Source organism: Streptomyces fructofermentans, assembly GCF_014651055.1.
Taxonomy (GTDB): Bacteria; Actinomycetota; Actinomycetes; order Streptomycetales; family Streptomycetaceae; genus Streptomyces; species Streptomyces fructofermentans.
Map to the genome: position 1 here is coordinate 160,898 of NZ_BMWD01000013.1, position 15,193 is coordinate 176,090.

Genomic DNA, 15,193 nt, shown 5'->3' on the forward strand with positions numbered 1-15,193 from the left:
GGCGTGTGGGGTGGCGAGAGTGGGGGTGGTGGGGCGGAGGAGGGGGCGAGCTGGGGGAGTGGGGGTGCTTGGGGGCATCCGGATTCGGTTGTCGTTCGTTCCCCCTGGGGGGGGGCCGCCCCCCGCCCCCTCCCACCCCTCCCGGCCCCGCCCCCCGACCCCGCTCCCGGCCTGGCCGTCACCCTGGCCCTGGGCCCGTCGTCAGCGCGGCCTCCGGCCCGGGGGTACGGACTGCTCGGCCTCCAGACCTGCGAGGCGCGCCCGGACCGGGGCCGTCGGACGTACCGCCGCCAGTGCCTGCCACACGTCGAGGTCGTCCTCGCCCCATGGCGCCCGCGCCCAGTCCGCCAGCAGGTCGGGGTCCCGGCCTGATACGAGCGCGGCGCGCAGCCCGTCCGCGAGCCGGCGGCGCATCCGAACCACCGCCGGGGCCTGTGAACCCGGCAGCAGCGGACCTCCGTACGTCGACACCGCCGCCGTGACCGCGCCGACGGCCAGCTTCCGCTCGACGACCGCCGCGTCCGACTCGACCGGCGCCAGCAGCCGGTAGGGCCGTGAACCAAGCACCCCCGAACCGAGGAGGCGCCTAAGCCGGGCGAGTTCCGCACGCAGGGTCACCGGTGTCACCGACTCGTCCTCGTACAGCGCGCAGAGCAGCTCGTCGCCGGTCAGCCCTTCCGGGTGTGCGGCGAGCAGCACCAGGATCTCGCTGTGCCTGCGGCTCAGCCGCGTCGAGCGGCCTCCCGCCACGAGCAGCGCCTCGTCGCGGCCGAGCGCGGTGAGCGCGAACGCTTCCGCGCTCTCGGCAGCGGGGGCGAGCAGCGCCAACTGGGACTCGGCCGCCCGCGCCACGGCCTGCACGAACGCCAGGCTGTGCGGGTGCGCCAGTCCGTCCCCGCCTGTGATGTCGATCGCCCCGAGGAGCCGTCCGGTCCGCGGATCGTGCACGGGAGCCGCCGCGCAGGTCCACGGCTGGACCTCACGTATGAAGTGCTCCGTCGCGAACACCTGCACCGGCCGGTCGAGCGCCACCGCCGTTCCCGGGGCGTTGGTGCCCACCGCCGACTCCGCCCATCGCGCGCCTGGTACGAAGTTCATGCCGTCGGCCCGGCGGCGAGCGGCGGCGTGGCCCTCGACCCACAGGAGCCTGCCCTGCGCGTCGCACACCGCCAGCAGGTGTTCGCCGTCCGCGGCGAACGTGCCCATCAGCTCACGGAACAGCGGCATCACCCGGGCCAGTGGGTGCTCCGCCCGGTAGGACCCGAGGTCCCCGTCGCTGAGTTCGACCCGGGCCGTGCCGTCCGGTCCCACTCCGGCCCGCGCCGAGCGCCGCCATGAGTCGGCCACCACGGACCGCACCGGACGCGACACCGTGCCCGCCTCCGTGAACGTCTCGTGGGCCCGGCGCAGCAGACGCATTCGCTCAAGGGGGTCGGCCCCCGGTTCGAGGGCAACCCATGGATCGGTCAAGTCGGCCTCCCCGGACGTGATGCGGTTGGGGACATCGTCACGCCGCCGGCCGGCGTGGACAAGCGATCGGACGACCTCGTCCGCTCGGTGCCCGGGGCGCCCTCCCTCCTCCCTCCTTCTCGCGCCCCTTCTCTGTTCCCTGCGGGTGTCAGGCGGCGGCGACCAGCCTCATATAGCGGGTCCAGTTCCAATGGGGCCCTGGATCGGTGTGGTCGCTGCCCGGGACCTCGTAGTGGGCGAGGATGTGCGATCGGTCCCTCGGGACCCCGTACCTGTCGCAGATCGCCGCCGTGAGCCTGGCCGACTTTTCGTACAGGACGTCGGTGAAGTACGCGGGTCTGTCCACCCAGCCCTCGTGCTCGATTCCGATGCTGCGCGTGTTGTAGTCCCAGTTGCCCGCGTGCCAGGCGATGTCCCGCTCCCGCACCATCTGCGCGATATGGCCGTCGGACGACCGGACGACGTAGTGGGCGGACACCTGCTTCTTCGGGTTCTGGAAGATGCCCAGGGTGTTGGCGTAGGTCGCCTGGGTCACGTGGACGATCACGAAGTCGACGGGATGGCTCGTCGGGCGGTCGGCCACCGTGTAGTTGGAGGTGTGCGCGGGGGACCACTCGGACGGCGGGTAGTCGAATCCCTGGGGCTTCGCGCCCGCCCGGGTGCTGGGAAGCAGGGCCGTGGCCAGTGTGGCGAGGGCGGTGCTCTGCAGCAGGCGCCGCCTGCTGGGGAGGGCTTGGGGCAGGAGTTTCGCTCGGTCCACGGGAGGTGCCTCTCGGCTCGGTGCGATGGTCGTTCTTGGGCCCAGTGGCGTCATCTTGGTGCGGGCGGGTGCGCTGTGCCGTCGTCGGCGGTTCAGAGGCCCAGTGCCGCTGCGGTCTCGCGCAAGCGGGCGTGCAGTCCCCGGTGCGTCTCCCGCTCGGGGAGCCACTCCTTCCGGAGCTTGGCCACGCATGTGTAATTGGCGTCGCAGACATTGGCCAATGGCGACTCGACGGCCTGCGTGGCGAACTGGTACGCGTCCAACTCGCTGAACCCGTAGTCGCGCACCAGCCACCGCACCAGGTCGAGTTGGGATATTCGGAACGCGTCCTCCAGGGGCCGTGCCGAGCCGGTCGAGATGATGTGGGTGTCGGACTCGATCCGTGGCCACGGTGTGGCGACTCCCTTGAGGAGTTCGACGATCACCACGGTGTTCATCGCGCACTCGACGGCGACTCCGCACGTCTCGCCCTCACCCTGCCGCGCGTGTCCGTCGCCGAGGCTCAGCAGGGCGCCGTCGACGTTCACGCCGAGATAGCAGGTGACGCCGGCGCGCATCTCGGGCGTGTCCATGTTCCCGCCGTGCGCGTCCGGTACCAGGGCGGAGCGCACTTCCAGATGGGCGGGCGCCACACCGACGGTTCCGTGCATCGGGTCCATGGGCAGTTCGATGCTGATGTCGCTGTCGCGTGCGCTGAACAGCGCGGTGCGGCGGACGCGGTCCAACTGCCAGATCCACACGGTCTCTGGCAGCGCCGGCTGAAGGGTGGCCGTGGACGGAGTGGAGGTGAGTGCGCCGAACAGCGGGACCGTCGTCGACGCGGCCCAGTCCCGTGCCGGTTCGATGGAGACGAAGTGCACCGCGACCGTGTCACCCGGCTCCGCTCCCTCCACATGGAAGGGTCCCGTCTGCGGGTTGAGGAACGGGAACTCACAGACCTCGGAGACCAGGTCCTTCTCCGATCGGACCCGGCCGGCGAAGCAGTCCTCGGTGTAGAGGTCGAGGACCGTGCCCGGTGCGATGCGCGCCACGGGCGGCGCGCCGCCGAAGGTCCACGCGTACTCGCCCGGCTCGGGACGAACGGTCAGGATGCGCGGGTCGCTCATCGTGCACGGCTCCGATCTGCCAAAGGCTGGGTGACGGATTCCTGTCCTGGAGAAGAGCGGGGTGGACTGAGAGAAGTGACGGTCGTCCCCCGGTTCCCCCGACTGTGCGCCGCCCTGTGGGTCTTGCGGCGGCGCCTCGTGTGAATCAAGGTACGACGCCTGCGGGTTGCGGAGGAGGGGGCCGCCTCGGTTGGTGGACAGCGGGCCGACTGTGGACAACTCGGCCACCCGCACGGGTGATTGACTGCCCGAAGGGCGCGCGTCCCTGACCGGAACGGGCCTGCGCCGGGCCCGTACTCCCGCCCCGAACGGCTCCCGCTGGGCCGTACTCCCGCTCCGAAACGGCCAGCGCCAGGCCCATGCTCCGCCCCGAACGGCCTGCGCCGGGGCCCGTGCCCCCGCCCCGAACGGCCAGCGCCAGGCCCCCGCCCCGAAACGGCCGACGCCCGGACCCGTGGACGCCCTACGCGCGATCCCCCACCGCCGCCGGATCGTCCAGTACGGCCCGTACGACCGAGTGGGCCGCGCCCAGCAGGGGACCCTCGGAGCCGAGCTTGGAGACGGACACCGCGCACGCGGGCCCCGCCGCCCTGCGCGCCAGTTCCCCTTCCAGCGACGGCAGCAGCCAGGGCGCCAGCCCCGAGAGCGCGCCCCCGAGGACCACGGTCTCCGGGTCGAGCAGGTTGACGGCGCCCGTCAGGGCGATGCCGAGGGCGGTTCCGGCGTCCCGCAGGGCCCGCCGCACGTTCTGGTCGCCCTCCGCGGCGCGTTCGGCCAGCAGCCCGACGCGGTCCCCGCCCGGTTCCAGACCGGCGGCGCGAAGGACCGCCTCCTCACCGGCGTACTGCTCCAGGCAGCCGCGGCTCCCGCACGCGCAGTCGGGTCCTTCCGGGCGGACCGGTACGTGACCGAGTTCGCCGGCGAAGCCGCGGGTGCCGCGCAGCAGGCGCCCGTCCACGACCACGGCTCCGCCGATGCCGATCTCGGCGGACACGTGCAGGAAGTCGCGTGGCGCCTGCTCGTTGAGCCACAGTTCGGCCAGGCCGCCGAAGTTGGCCTCGTTGTCGACGGTCAGCGGGAGCACGTCGGGCAGCAGGGTGCCGAGGTCCGTGTCGTGCCAGTCGAGGTTGGGGGCGCGCACCACGGTCCGCGCGTCGCGTGCCACGAGTCCGGGGACGGCGACGGCGAGTCCGGCGGGCCACAGCTCCTCGCGTTCGGCCTCGGCGACCACCTGCCGTACCAGTGCGCCGAGTTCGCGCAGCACGGGCTCGGGGGACCGGCCCCGGTTCACGCCGTGCCGTATCGCGCGGGCACGTACCTTGCCGCGCAGGTCGACCGCGCAGACGGCGAGGTGGTCGACTCCGACCTCGGCGCCGATTCCCGCAGGGCCGCGCCCGCTGAGGGCGAGTGCGGAGCCGGGCCGCCCGACGCGTCCCGGGCGTTCGGGGCCCAGCTCGTCGAGGAGCCCCGTACGGATCAGTTCGTCGACGAGGGTGGAGACGGCCGCCCGTGTCAGCCCGATGCGTGAGGCCACGGCGGCCCGGGACAGGGGTCCCTCGGCGTTCACGGTGTGCATCACGCGGGAGAGGTTGCGGCGCCGCATGCCCTGCTGGGTGTCGGGCAGGCGCCGGCCGGGACTGCTGGGATGGGCCTCGTGCAGCGGTGCGGTCATGCCTCCGTCAGTCCTCGTCCGGCCGCTCCCCTCGGGGGCTGCCTGTCCGTGCGGTCCGGCACCTCCCGTGGCGGGTGCCGCCGGCGTCGGCCGGCTCCCGCCACGGGGTTGCCGGGCGTCAGTGCTGATCGGTCTCCCGCTCCAGGAGCGGGGCCGCGTCGGAGAGTACCCCGGCGATCCGGGCGAGCGCCGTGTCGTCCCGCTCGACGGCTTCGAGGACGGGGCCGCGTGCCGTGTTCCAGCGCCGGGCCACCGCCGCGGGGTCCTCGCCGGTCAGGACGCCGGCGGCCTGTGCCGCGGCGCCGAGCGCCACCAGTTCTCCGGCCTCGGGGACCTGGACGGGCCGTCCCGACAGTCGGCGTACGGTCTCCTGCCAGGCCCTGCCGCGGGCGCCGCCGCCGATGAGCAGCAGGGGCGCGGAACGGTCCGCGTCCTCGTCCAGTACCAGGTCGAGGGCGCCGAGGAGGGAGTGCACGGCGCCGTCGTACGCGGCCTGGAGCAGTTGTCCCGGTGTCGTGTCGTGGCGCAGGCCGTGCAGCAGGCCCGAGGCGCGCGGCAGGTCGGGTGTGCGTTCGCCGTCCAGGTAGGGCAGCAGGGTCACGCTCGTGCCCGGTTCGACGGCCTCCCGGTCGATGCCGAGCAGCGCGGCGACGCGGTCCACGGCGAGCGTGCAGTTCAGTGTGCAGGCCAGGGGCAGCCAGTCGCCGCGCGCGTCGGCGAAGCCGGCGACCGTGCCGGTGGGGTCCGAGGGGCGGCGGGTCGAGACGGCGTACACCGTGCCGGACGTGCCGAGGCTGAGTACCGGTGTGCCGGGGAGCAGTCCGAGGCCCAGGGCGGCGGCGGCGTTGTCGCCGGTGCCGGGAGCGACGAGGGTGCCCTTGGAGAAGGGCAGTTCGCCGTTGTCGCGGACGGTTCCGACGACCTCGCCGGGGCGGCCGACGCGGGGCAGGAGGGCGGGGTCGAGGCCCACGTGGGCGAGGATCGCCTCGTCGTAGGTCTCCGTGCCGGACGCCCACCAGCCGGTGCCGGAGGCGTCGCCGCGGTCGGTCGTGCCCAGGCCGGTGAGGCGTTCGGTGAGGTAGTCGTGGGGCAGCCGTACGGCGGCGGTGGCGCGGACGGACTCGGGTTCGTGTTCGGCGAGCCACGCCCATTTGGTGACCGTGAAGGATGCCGCGGGGACGATGCCGGTGCGTTCGGCCCAGGCCTTGGCTCCGCCCAGCTCCTCGACCAGCCGTCTGGCCTGGGGAGCGGAGCGCACGTCGTTCCACAGCAGGGCGGGGCGTACCGGGGCGCCCCGGTCGTCGAGGGTGACGAGGCCGTGCTGCTGGCCGCCGACGGACACCGCCGCGGCCTCCCGTGCGGCGTCGCCGCACTGGTGCAGGGCCTCGCTGAGCGCCTCCCACCACTGGCGGGGGTCGCTCTCGCGGCCGGCTCCCGTGGAGACGGTGTGCGGAGCCTGGCCCCTGGCGACCACCTCTCCGGTGGCGGCGTCCACCACCAGGACCTTGGTGGACTGTGTGGACGTGTCCACGCCGACGACGAGCGGACCCTCGGCTGCTGACATCGAGCTCTCCCTCTTCCGCGGCTCCGCGGGTTCTGACCTGGTGTTTTCTCGTTCTACCCGCCCGGACGCGGCGCGGATCCCACTCTTCGTTCCTGCTCGGGGACATCTTGTCCCTTCCCAGGGATGCCTTGGCATACTAATTTGTTAAGCGCCATGACGAAATAGTCGGAGCAAGCAAGGAGCCGCGGCATGAACTACCAGCCCACCCCCGAGGACAGGTTCACCTTCGGCCTGTGGACCGTCGGCTGGCAGGGAAGGGACCCGTTCGGCGACGCCACGCGGGCCGCCCTGGACCCGGTCGAGTCGGTCAAGCGCCTGTCGGAGCTCGGCGCCCACGGCGTCACCTTCCACGACGACGACCTGATCCCGTTCGGGTCCTCGGACACCGAGCGCGAGTCGCACATCAAGCGCTTCCGCCAGGCCCTGGACGCGACCGGCATGACCGTCCCCATGGCCACCACGAACCTCTTCACGCACCCCGTCTTCAAGGACGGCGCCTTCACGGCGAACGACCGGGACGTACGCCGCTACGCGCTGCGCAAGACGATCCGCAACGTCGACCTCGCGGTCGAGCTCGGCGCGCAGGTCTACGTCGCCTGGGGCGGGCGCGAGGGCGCGGAGTCCGGCGCAGCCAAGGACGTACGCGTCGCACTCGACCGGATGAAGGAGGCCTTCGACCTCCTCGGCGAGTACGTGACCGAGCAGGGGTACGACCTGCGGTTCGCCATCGAGCCCAAGCCGAACGAGCCGCGCGGCGACATCCTGCTGCCGACCGTTGGCCACGCGCTGGCGTTCATCGAGCGGCTGGAGCGGCCCGAGCTGTTCGGGGTCAACCCCGAGGTCGGCCACGAGCAGATGGCCGGACTGAACTTCCCGCACGGCATCGCCCAGGCGCTGTGGGCCGACAAGCTCTTCCACATCGACCTGAACGGCCAGTCCGGCATCAAGTACGACCAGGACCTGCGCTTCGGAGCGGGCGATCTGCGGTCCGCGTTCTGGCTCGTCGACCTCCTGGAGACCGCCGGTTACGCGGGTCCCAGGCACTTCGACTTCAAGCCGCCGCGCACCGAGGACTTCGACGGCGTGTGGGCGTCGGCCGCCGGCTGCATGCGCAACTACCTCATCCTGCGCGAGCGCGCGGCGGCCTTCCGGGCCGACCCCGAGGTCCAGGAGGCCCTGCGCGCCTCGCGTCTCGACGAGCTGGCGCAGCCGACCGCCGGCGACGGCCTGCAGTCGCTGCTCGCGGACCGCGGTGCCTTCGAGGAGTTCGACGTGGAGGCCGCCGCAGCGCGCGGGATGGCCTTCGAGCACCTCGACCAGCTGGCCATGGACCACCTGCTGGGTGCCCGGGGCTGACATTCGACCCGGAAGGGGGCGGCCGGTCCCGGACGGGTGGAGCGGTCGGCCCGGGAGGGGAGGGACGGCCGGTCCGCGGTCGCCGCGACCCCTGCGCGGAATTCGGCGGAATCGTGGGGTCCACGCCCTGAGTCCGCATCAAGTTCCGCGCGGGGGTCGCTTCGTGACCGGTTCGAGGCGACTCTTGACGGTATGGCCACGCCCCCGTTACCGCCCCTGCCGCCTCTCCCGCCGGACCGCATGCCGCCTTCGGGCGGCGGCGGGTTCGGCCCGCCCACCGGAGGCTTCGGATCCCCGCCCGGGGGATACGGTCCTCCGCCCGGAGGGGACGGCCCTCCTTGGCACGGCGGCGGCCCGACGCCACCGCCTCCCGGACCTCCGGGAGGCCCGGGGCGCCGCCGCCGGCTCTTCCTCCTGCTCGCCGTGCTCGTCGCGCTGGGCGTCGTCGCCGCGATCGTCCTGGTGGCCACCGGCGACGAGGGCTCACCCGACGACAAGTCCCCCTCCGGGACCAGTTCGATTCCGGGAGGCCTGCCGACGCCGTCGCTCGACATCCCGTCGGAGCTGCCGACGGAACTCCCGACCGAGCTGCCCTCCGGCCTGCCGTCCCTGCCCAGCGGTGTGCCGTCCAACCTGCCCAGCGGTCTGCCGACCGACCTGGAGTCGCTGCTCCCGTCCCTCGCGAGCGACGAGGTGCCCTACTACATGCTCCGGACCGGTGACTGCTTCGACATCGACGACCGAAGGCCCGGTCAGGCAGCGAAGCGCTCGTGCGAGGCCGCGCACGACGCCGAAGTCGTGAAGGTGGTCGAACTCGAGGGCGACCACAAGACCGACGCCGCCCTCAAGAAGGCGGCGTCGGCCCTCTGCAAGAAGCCCCTGGACAGCAAGGCGGCCCAGCAGCCCGCGGGCACCGTGCGCGGCACCCTCGTGCAGTACCCCGACCCCACAGGTTTCGGCGTCGGCATCGACAAGGTCGCCTGCAGCCTCTCCGGTGACGTCGGGGGCGGCAGTCGGCAGCTCACCGGTCCGCTGAAGTGAGCCACGCGCGCGTGCCGTTCGGGCGACGCGCGCGTGGGGCTCGTCGGTGCGCGCACATCGGGACCGCGTCGGTGCGGCTGTGGCGCGAGCGTCGGGGTTCCGGCGGGATCGGAGTGCCGGCGGGATCAGATTCCGTGCGGCAGCCTCACGTGGACGACGGTCGTCTCGATCCCGCTGTCGACGAGGCGCCCCTGGGCGTCGAAGGCCCCCGCTCCGTCCGTCATGCCGAAGTCGTTGTCGTTGATCAGCGCGAGTGTGTCGTGGTCCACGCGCGCGACGCCCTCGATCTTGCCGGGCACCCCCGCCACCTCGCCGAGGTCGACGACGAGCCGCTTGCGCAGCACCGGGACGCCGGAGGCCGCCGGGTCGGCCAGTTCCTCGAGGGACGGCGACGCGGTGTCGTCGTCCCACCGGTCACCGAGGATGTCGGCCCCGCGGGTCAGCCTCACGACCTGCAGCCGCGCCGCCCGGTCGGTGCGCTCCTCGACGAGCAGCCGGTCGTGGCCGACGGCCACCACCGACGAGATCTTCAGCTCCGACGGGTCGTCCTCGCCCGGGTCGACGACGCCCACCGGGTCGAACCGGTAGGCGTACTCCGCGGTCACGGCACGCTTCTTCGTCGAGAAGCGCAGGATGCGGGTGGTCAGCGAGGCCTCACCGGCGTCCGTGTCCGGCAGGGACAGCGGACTCTGCACGGCCATCACCAGGTCCCCGCCCGGGAGCAGCGCGAGCCCCTCGAAGCCCCGGTTGACCTTCCGGTGCAGAAGCACGCCCGGCAGCGCCTCCACCACCGGGTAGCCCGCGCCCTCGAGGTTCAGCCCCTCGGGCACGTACCGGGTGAGCACCCTCCCGCGCGCGGAGACGTGGAGCAGCGAGGGCCCGTACTCGTCCACGAGCCAGAAGGTGCCGTCCTTCGCGCGCACGATGCCCTCTGCGTCGACGCCGTTCGGGTCGTACGCGAGCGGCGTCCTCGCGTCGTGCCCGTACGGTGCCTCGTCGCGCCCCCGCTGGTTGGACAGTCCGGTGACCGCCCTGCCCGAGGACGTGGTGAGCGGAATCGCGTCCAGCACCTTCACGGTCTTGCCGGACACCCGGATCCGTACGATCGCCGGGTCGAATCCGGGCACGGGGAACGTGCGGCGCTTCGTGCCGTCGACCTTGATCTGGCCGTTGGGCCCGCGGTCGGTGACGGTCCAGAACTCGCCCTTGCGGCCCGCCGGGTAGATGTCGCTGCCGATGCCGCCGAGGTCCACGCCCCGGTCGTCGCCCACCGTTCCGGGCAGCAGCGCGTTGCTGAACGCGCCGAGCGGGATGTCGCCGAGCGTCGCGGAGCCCGTGACCCGCGCCTCCCCCGAGGGCGCGCCGACCGCCGTGCCCGCCACCGACAGGGCGGCCAGCAGGGCGAGCGGCACACCCGCGGCGACGGAACGGTGGACACGGCGCCGGCCTGCGGCGTACGGGGACATGGGGCCTCCTCGGGCACAAGTGCGATGACAGCGGCCAGAGTTCGCCCCCGCCCCGAACGCCGTGCGACCGGCGGGTGAACGCACGGCGTCCACGTGTCATCCGGTCGGCGGCGGTTCCGTCCCGGACGTCCGTGCCCGCGCTCTCACTCCTGCGGTCCGGCCGACGCCAGTGCCGTCGCCGGGTCCTGGGACGCGGGACCGGCGGGCGTCCAACGTCCGTGCTCCTTGCGGTAGGGCCACCAGAGGCCGTCCGGGCCCAGGCGCAACTGCGTCCGCCCGCCGACCACCGTCCAACTGTTGTGCGAGGCACGCAGCTCAGGGCGCTCGTCGTCCTCCCAGGCCGACGCCAGCGCCGCACGCGCGCGTGCGAGCGTCTCCGCCCCGAGCGGAACGACGTCCTCCAGTACGGTCAGACCGGCCCGGCCCCCGTACTCCCACGCGCGCACGGCCAGGGCCAGCCCCTCACGGTCGCGCCCCGAACCCTCCGCGAGCCGTCGGGAGACCGAGGTGTCGGGGCCTCCCGACGCCAACCGGACAGCGTCCTGGCCCAGCGTCAAAGGGGCTTCCGGGGAGTGCTGCGCATGGCCGGTCCCCAGCGCCTCGACGAGCAGCCGGCGCGCCTCCCGGGCGGCCTGCGCCGCCAGGAACTCCAGGGCGTCCGGGTCGACTCCGGGAGCCGGATCGCGCTCCGTGTCCAGCGACGGCGGCAGGCCCGCCTCCGCGGGCACCTCCGGAACGGGCGGCAGCGGCGGCAGGATCGTTCCGTCAGCGTAGGCCTCGGCGGCGTCCACGCCCTCGGGCTCAGGCTCCCCCTCCTCCGGTTCCCCCTCCTCGGGCGTGCCCGACGGGAGTTCGCTGCGCGCCTGGAGCTCCCGGACGAGATCACGTTCGGAGCGGCCCCGCAGGAGCAGCAGCACGAACGGGTCCTGGTCGAGCAGACGCGCCAGCTGATAGCACAGCGCGGCCGTATGACCGCAGTGGTCCCAGGCGCCGCAGTCGCACTCCGCCTCCAGATCGCCCATGCCCGGCAGGAGTTCGACCCCGGCTGCCGCCGCGTCCTCGACGAGGTGCGGCGGCATGTCGCGGTCGAGCAGCGCCGCGATGTGCCCGGCCCGTTCCACGGCCATGTCCAGGAACCTGTCCCACTGCACCCCGGACAGCTCCTGGAGCAGGACGTCCGCGCGGTGCGAGGTGCCGTCACGGTCCCGGACGACCGCGGTGACACGGCCGGGACGCACCGACACCGCGCCCACGGCGCCCGCGCGCGCGAGCCGACGGCCCGACTTCACCTGCTCCGAGTCCATCGCGGCGTCCTCCAGCGCCGTCAGCCAGGCACGCCCCCACCAGGTCTGCGCGAACCCTCCTGCGCGTGCGGCCGGCAGCGCGGCGAACGTACGCTCCGGGCCACTTTCGTACGAGTCGCTCATCGGGTGCCCTCTCGAAGTTCCACCAGCTCGGCGAGTTCGGTGTCGGTCAGCTCCGTCAGGGCGGACTCCCCGGCGCCGAGCACCGCGTCCGCCAGCTCGCGCTTGCGCGTCAGCATGTCCGCGATGCGGTCCTCGATCGTCCCCTCGGCGATCAGCCGGTGCACCTGCACCGGCCTGGTCTGGCCGATGCGGTACGCCCGGTCCGTGGCCTGCGCCTCGACGGCGGGGTTCCACCAGCGGTCGTAGTGCACGACATGCTCCGCGCGGGTCAGGTTCAGCCCCGTGCCCGCGGCCTTCAGCGACAGCAGGAACACGGGCACCTCACCGTCCTGGAAACGCTGCACCATGGCGTCCCGTTCGGAGACGGGCGTCCCTCCGTGCAGGAACTGAGTGTGCACACCGCGCGCGTGCAGATGCCGTTCGATGAGCCGCGCCATCTGCACGTACTGCGTGAAGACCAGGACCGCCGCGCCCTCGGAGAGGATGGTGTCGAGCAACTCGTCCAGCAGCTCCAGCTTCCCGGAGCGGCCCGCGATCGTCGGTCGGTCCTCCTTGAGGAACTGCGCCGGGTGGTTGCAGATCTGCTTCAGGCCCGTCAGCAGCTTCACGATCAGTCCGCGCCGGGCCATGCTGTCGGCCGCGGAGATCTCCGCGAGGGTCTCGCGCACCACCGCCTCGTACAGGCCGGCCTGCTCCTTGGTGAGGAACACGGCACGGTCGGTCTCCGTCTTCGGCGGCAGCTCGGGTGCGATGCCGGGGTCGGACTTGCGGCGCCGCAGGAGGAACGGCCTCACCAGCCGGGCGAGCCGGTCCGCGGCTCCCGGCTCCCGGCCCCCTTCGACCGCCTGCGCGTACCGCGTGCGGAAGGTGCCGAGACGACCGAGCAGGCCGGGAGTCGTCCAGTCGAGAATCGCCCACAGCTCGGAGAGATTGTTCTCCACGGGGGTCCCGGTGAGCGCCACGCGCGCGCGTGCCCCGATCGTCCGCAGCCGGCGGGCCGTGTCCGAGTACGGGTTCTTCACGTGCTGCGCCTCGTCCGCGACGACCATGCCCCACGACGCCTCGGCGAGCCGTGCCGAGTCGAGCCGCATCGTCCCGTAGGTCGTGAGGACGAACTCGCCGTCGGCCAGCCCTTCCAGGCTCCGCCGCGCGCCGTGGAAGCGGCGCACCGCAGTACCCGGGGCGAACCTCTCGATCTCCCGCTGCCAGTTGCCCATCAGGGATGTCGGGCAGACGACAAGTGTGGGCCCGGCGGCCGACTCGTCGGTCTGCCGGTGCAGATGCAGCGCGATCAGCGTGATCGTCTTGCCCAGGCCCATGTCGTCGGCGAGGCAGCAGCCCAGTCCCAGCGACGTCATGCGGGCGAGCCAGTCGAGTCCGCGGAGCTGGTAGTCGCGCAGCGTCGCATCCAGCCCTGCGGGCTGACCGACCGGCTCGTGGCCCTCCGGATCGGACAGGCTGTCCCGCAGTGTCGCCAGCCATCCGGTGGGACGGACGTCGACCCGACGGCCGTCGACCTCCGCGGAACCGGTCAGAACGGCGCTCAGCGCGTCGACGGGGGACAGTTTGCGGTCCTGCTGGGCACGGGCGCGCCGTACCTCCCGCGGGTCGACGAGCACCCACTGGTCGCGCAGCCGCACGATGGGCCGGTTGGCCTCGGCGAGCCGGTCGAGCTCCTGCCGTGTCAGCCGCTGATCGCCGAGCGCGAACCACCAGTCGAAGGCCAGCAGCGCGTCGGCGGACAGGAACGAGGGCGCGTCCGACGACAGCCTGCCGGCGCTCTCCTCGGCCTCGGCCGGACCGATGACCGCGCCGGTCGTCAGCTCGCGGGCCAGTTCCCTGGGCCAGTGCACCGCCACTCCGGCGGCGGCGAGCAGTCGGGCCCCCTCACCGAGCAGTTCGGTGACCTCCTCGTCGGCGAGTTCGACGGCGTCGGGCACGGCCGCCGAGAGGAGCGGGGCGAGCGGGGGCCAGGCCCGTGCGGCCCGCCGCAGCGCCAGCAGGGCGTCCATCCGCGCGCGCGGGCCGAACGCCGTGCTCCTGCCGCCCCACACCTCGGCGGCGTCCGCCAGCAGGGCGGGGTCGCTGACGCTGTGCACCTGCACCACCGCACGGAACGGCAACGGCGTCTCGTCCGACTCCGCCGAGGCGAGACCCGGCACCTCGACCCGCAGCGAGATCCGCACGCCCGCGTCGTGTCCCGCCGCCACGTCGGCGGCCCACGCGCGGTGCTCGGGCACCCGGCGGGGCTCGGTGGCGGCGAAGACGGGACCGCCCGCCGCGAGTTCCGCGGCGGGGGAGCGGGGCAGCGTGTCGGCCACCGCGTCCAGGAAGGCCCTCAAGAGCCATTCCTGGTCCGGCAGGCGCGGAGACGCCGGATCCGACGGCTCCGCGCGCGCGTGCGACGACCCCGGCTCCAGCGGTACGGCGTGGGCGTGCGGCGGCATCGCGGCGGCCAGGTCGCGGACGCGCCGCACGTCGTCCGACGTCAGGGGGCCCGCGCGCCACGCGTCGTGGTCGCCACTGCTCAGCCCCGGCAGCAGCAGCCCCCGTGCCGCGAGCTGCAGCGCGAGCACCGCCGCCGCGCCCCAGAAGGCGGTCGAAGCGTGGGCGTGCGCCGCAGCGCGCGCACGCGTGAGGACCGGCAGCGCCGCCCGCACCGGCAGTACGACGGCGGGCACGCGCACCAGCTCGATGCCGTCCTCGCCGGGCAGGGCGACCGTCAGTTCCTCGACGCTTCCCGAGCCGATGCCGGGAGGGCTCCCGCCATCCGGCGACCAGAAGGCCACGAGGCCCGTACGGGCCGGATCGGAGGGCGTGAAGACGGCGCAGCAGCGGGCCAGCTCGGAGATCTCGGAAGAAGTTGCCGCAGGAATCCTCTGCACGGGTATGATGCATTCCTCAAGTTTGACTACCGGTGGGCGATCGCCGAGAGTACAGCACGTCGAACGCCCGACGCACATGGCGAAGGCGTCACGGGGCGTAGCGCGCTGTCGGCATCCCGAGCATTTCCGTCGCCCGGGTCGCCCGGGTCGCCCGGGTCTCCCAGGTCGTCCGGGTCTCCCAGGTCTCCCGGCATCCTGGCCATCCGCGCCACCGCACGCACCACCGACGCGCAGATCCCGACGTCCGGCACGCGGATCCCGACGTCCCGGCGCGCACGTTCCGCCGTCGGGAGGGGTATCCCTGTGGCGGGGACGGAACCCGATTTCCCAGCCGTCCGGCGCGCGGGGCCGTCGCGGGAGCCGAGCGGCTCCTCGGGGTCGGGCAGGGGTGTGCCTCAGGGTTCTCTCAGGGTCGTGACCTGGAACCGCCGGGAGCGCGGACCCGT

General features: G+C 73.2%; 10 protein-coding genes. 2 read left to right on the top strand and 8 right to left on the bottom strand.

Annotated features, from left to right (window positions below; translation table 11 throughout):
• Positions 1-201: 201 nt before the first annotated feature.
• The 5 genes from IE265_RS19710 to xylB form a co-directional block, all read right to left on the bottom strand.
• Positions 202-1,470: a GAF domain-containing protein gene (locus tag IE265_RS19710; RefSeq protein ID WP_190036939.1), complete on the bottom strand. Its 1,269-nt coding sequence runs from the start codon at positions 1,468-1,470 to the stop codon at positions 202-204.
• 148 nt (positions 1,471-1,618) lie between these two features.
• Complete coding sequence (locus tag IE265_RS19715) at positions 1,619-2,230, bottom strand: N-acetylmuramoyl-L-alanine amidase (protein WP_229916298.1); 612 nt, start codon at positions 2,228-2,230, stop codon at positions 1,619-1,621.
• A gap of 92 nt (positions 2,231-2,322) precedes the next feature.
• Positions 2,323-3,336, bottom strand: coding sequence for an acetamidase/formamidase family protein (locus tag IE265_RS19720; protein WP_190036941.1), 1,014 nt, complete (start codon positions 3,334-3,336; stop codon positions 2,323-2,325).
• A 463-nt stretch (positions 3,337-3,799) separates the two neighbouring features.
• Positions 3,800-5,008: an ROK family transcriptional regulator gene (locus IE265_RS19725; RefSeq protein ID WP_190036942.1), complete on the bottom strand. Its 1,209-nt coding sequence runs from the start codon at positions 5,006-5,008 to the stop codon at positions 3,800-3,802.
• Between the two features lie 118 nt (positions 5,009-5,126).
• Positions 5,127-6,572, bottom strand: a complete 1,446-nt coding sequence (gene xylB, locus IE265_RS19730; protein WP_190036943.1) for a xylulokinase — start codon at positions 6,570-6,572, stop codon at positions 5,127-5,129.
• A 189-nt stretch (positions 6,573-6,761) separates the two neighbouring features.
• Between xylB and xylA the strand changes: the two genes are divergently transcribed.
• Both xylA and IE265_RS38445 read left to right on the top strand, forming a co-directional pair.
• A complete protein-coding gene (gene xylA / locus IE265_RS19735; protein WP_190036944.1) occupies positions 6,762-7,928 on the top strand; it encodes a xylose isomerase in 1,167 nt (388 codons plus the stop codon).
• 423 nt (positions 7,929-8,351) lie between these two features.
• The gene (locus IE265_RS38445; RefSeq protein ID WP_229916299.1) at positions 8,352-8,969 is read left to right on the top strand and encodes a hypothetical protein; all 618 of its coding nucleotides are present in this window, start codon (positions 8,352-8,354) and stop codon (positions 8,967-8,969) included.
• A 125-nt stretch (positions 8,970-9,094) separates the two neighbouring features.
• On the opposite strand, the gene IE265_RS19745 is transcribed toward IE265_RS38445, so the two are convergent.
• The 3 genes from IE265_RS19745 to IE265_RS19755 form a co-directional block, all read right to left on the bottom strand.
• Entirely contained in the window at positions 9,095-10,435 is a 1,341-nt protein-coding gene (locus IE265_RS19745; RefSeq protein ID WP_190036945.1) for an esterase-like activity of phytase family protein, read from the bottom strand.
• A gap of 143 nt (positions 10,436-10,578) precedes the next feature.
• The gene (locus tag IE265_RS19750) at positions 10,579-11,862 is read right to left on the bottom strand and encodes an SWIM zinc finger family protein (RefSeq protein ID WP_190036946.1); all 1,284 of its coding nucleotides are present in this window, start codon (positions 11,860-11,862) and stop codon (positions 10,579-10,581) included.
• Positions 11,859-14,747 (bottom strand): SCO1167/SCO6262 family helicase, encoded by a 2,889-nt coding sequence (locus tag IE265_RS19755; RefSeq protein WP_229916300.1) that lies wholly within the window; start codon positions 14,745-14,747, stop codon positions 11,859-11,861. Before IE265_RS19755 ends, IE265_RS19750 begins: the two co-directional genes overlap by 4 nt.
• Between the last annotated feature and the right edge of the window lie 446 nt (positions 14,748-15,193).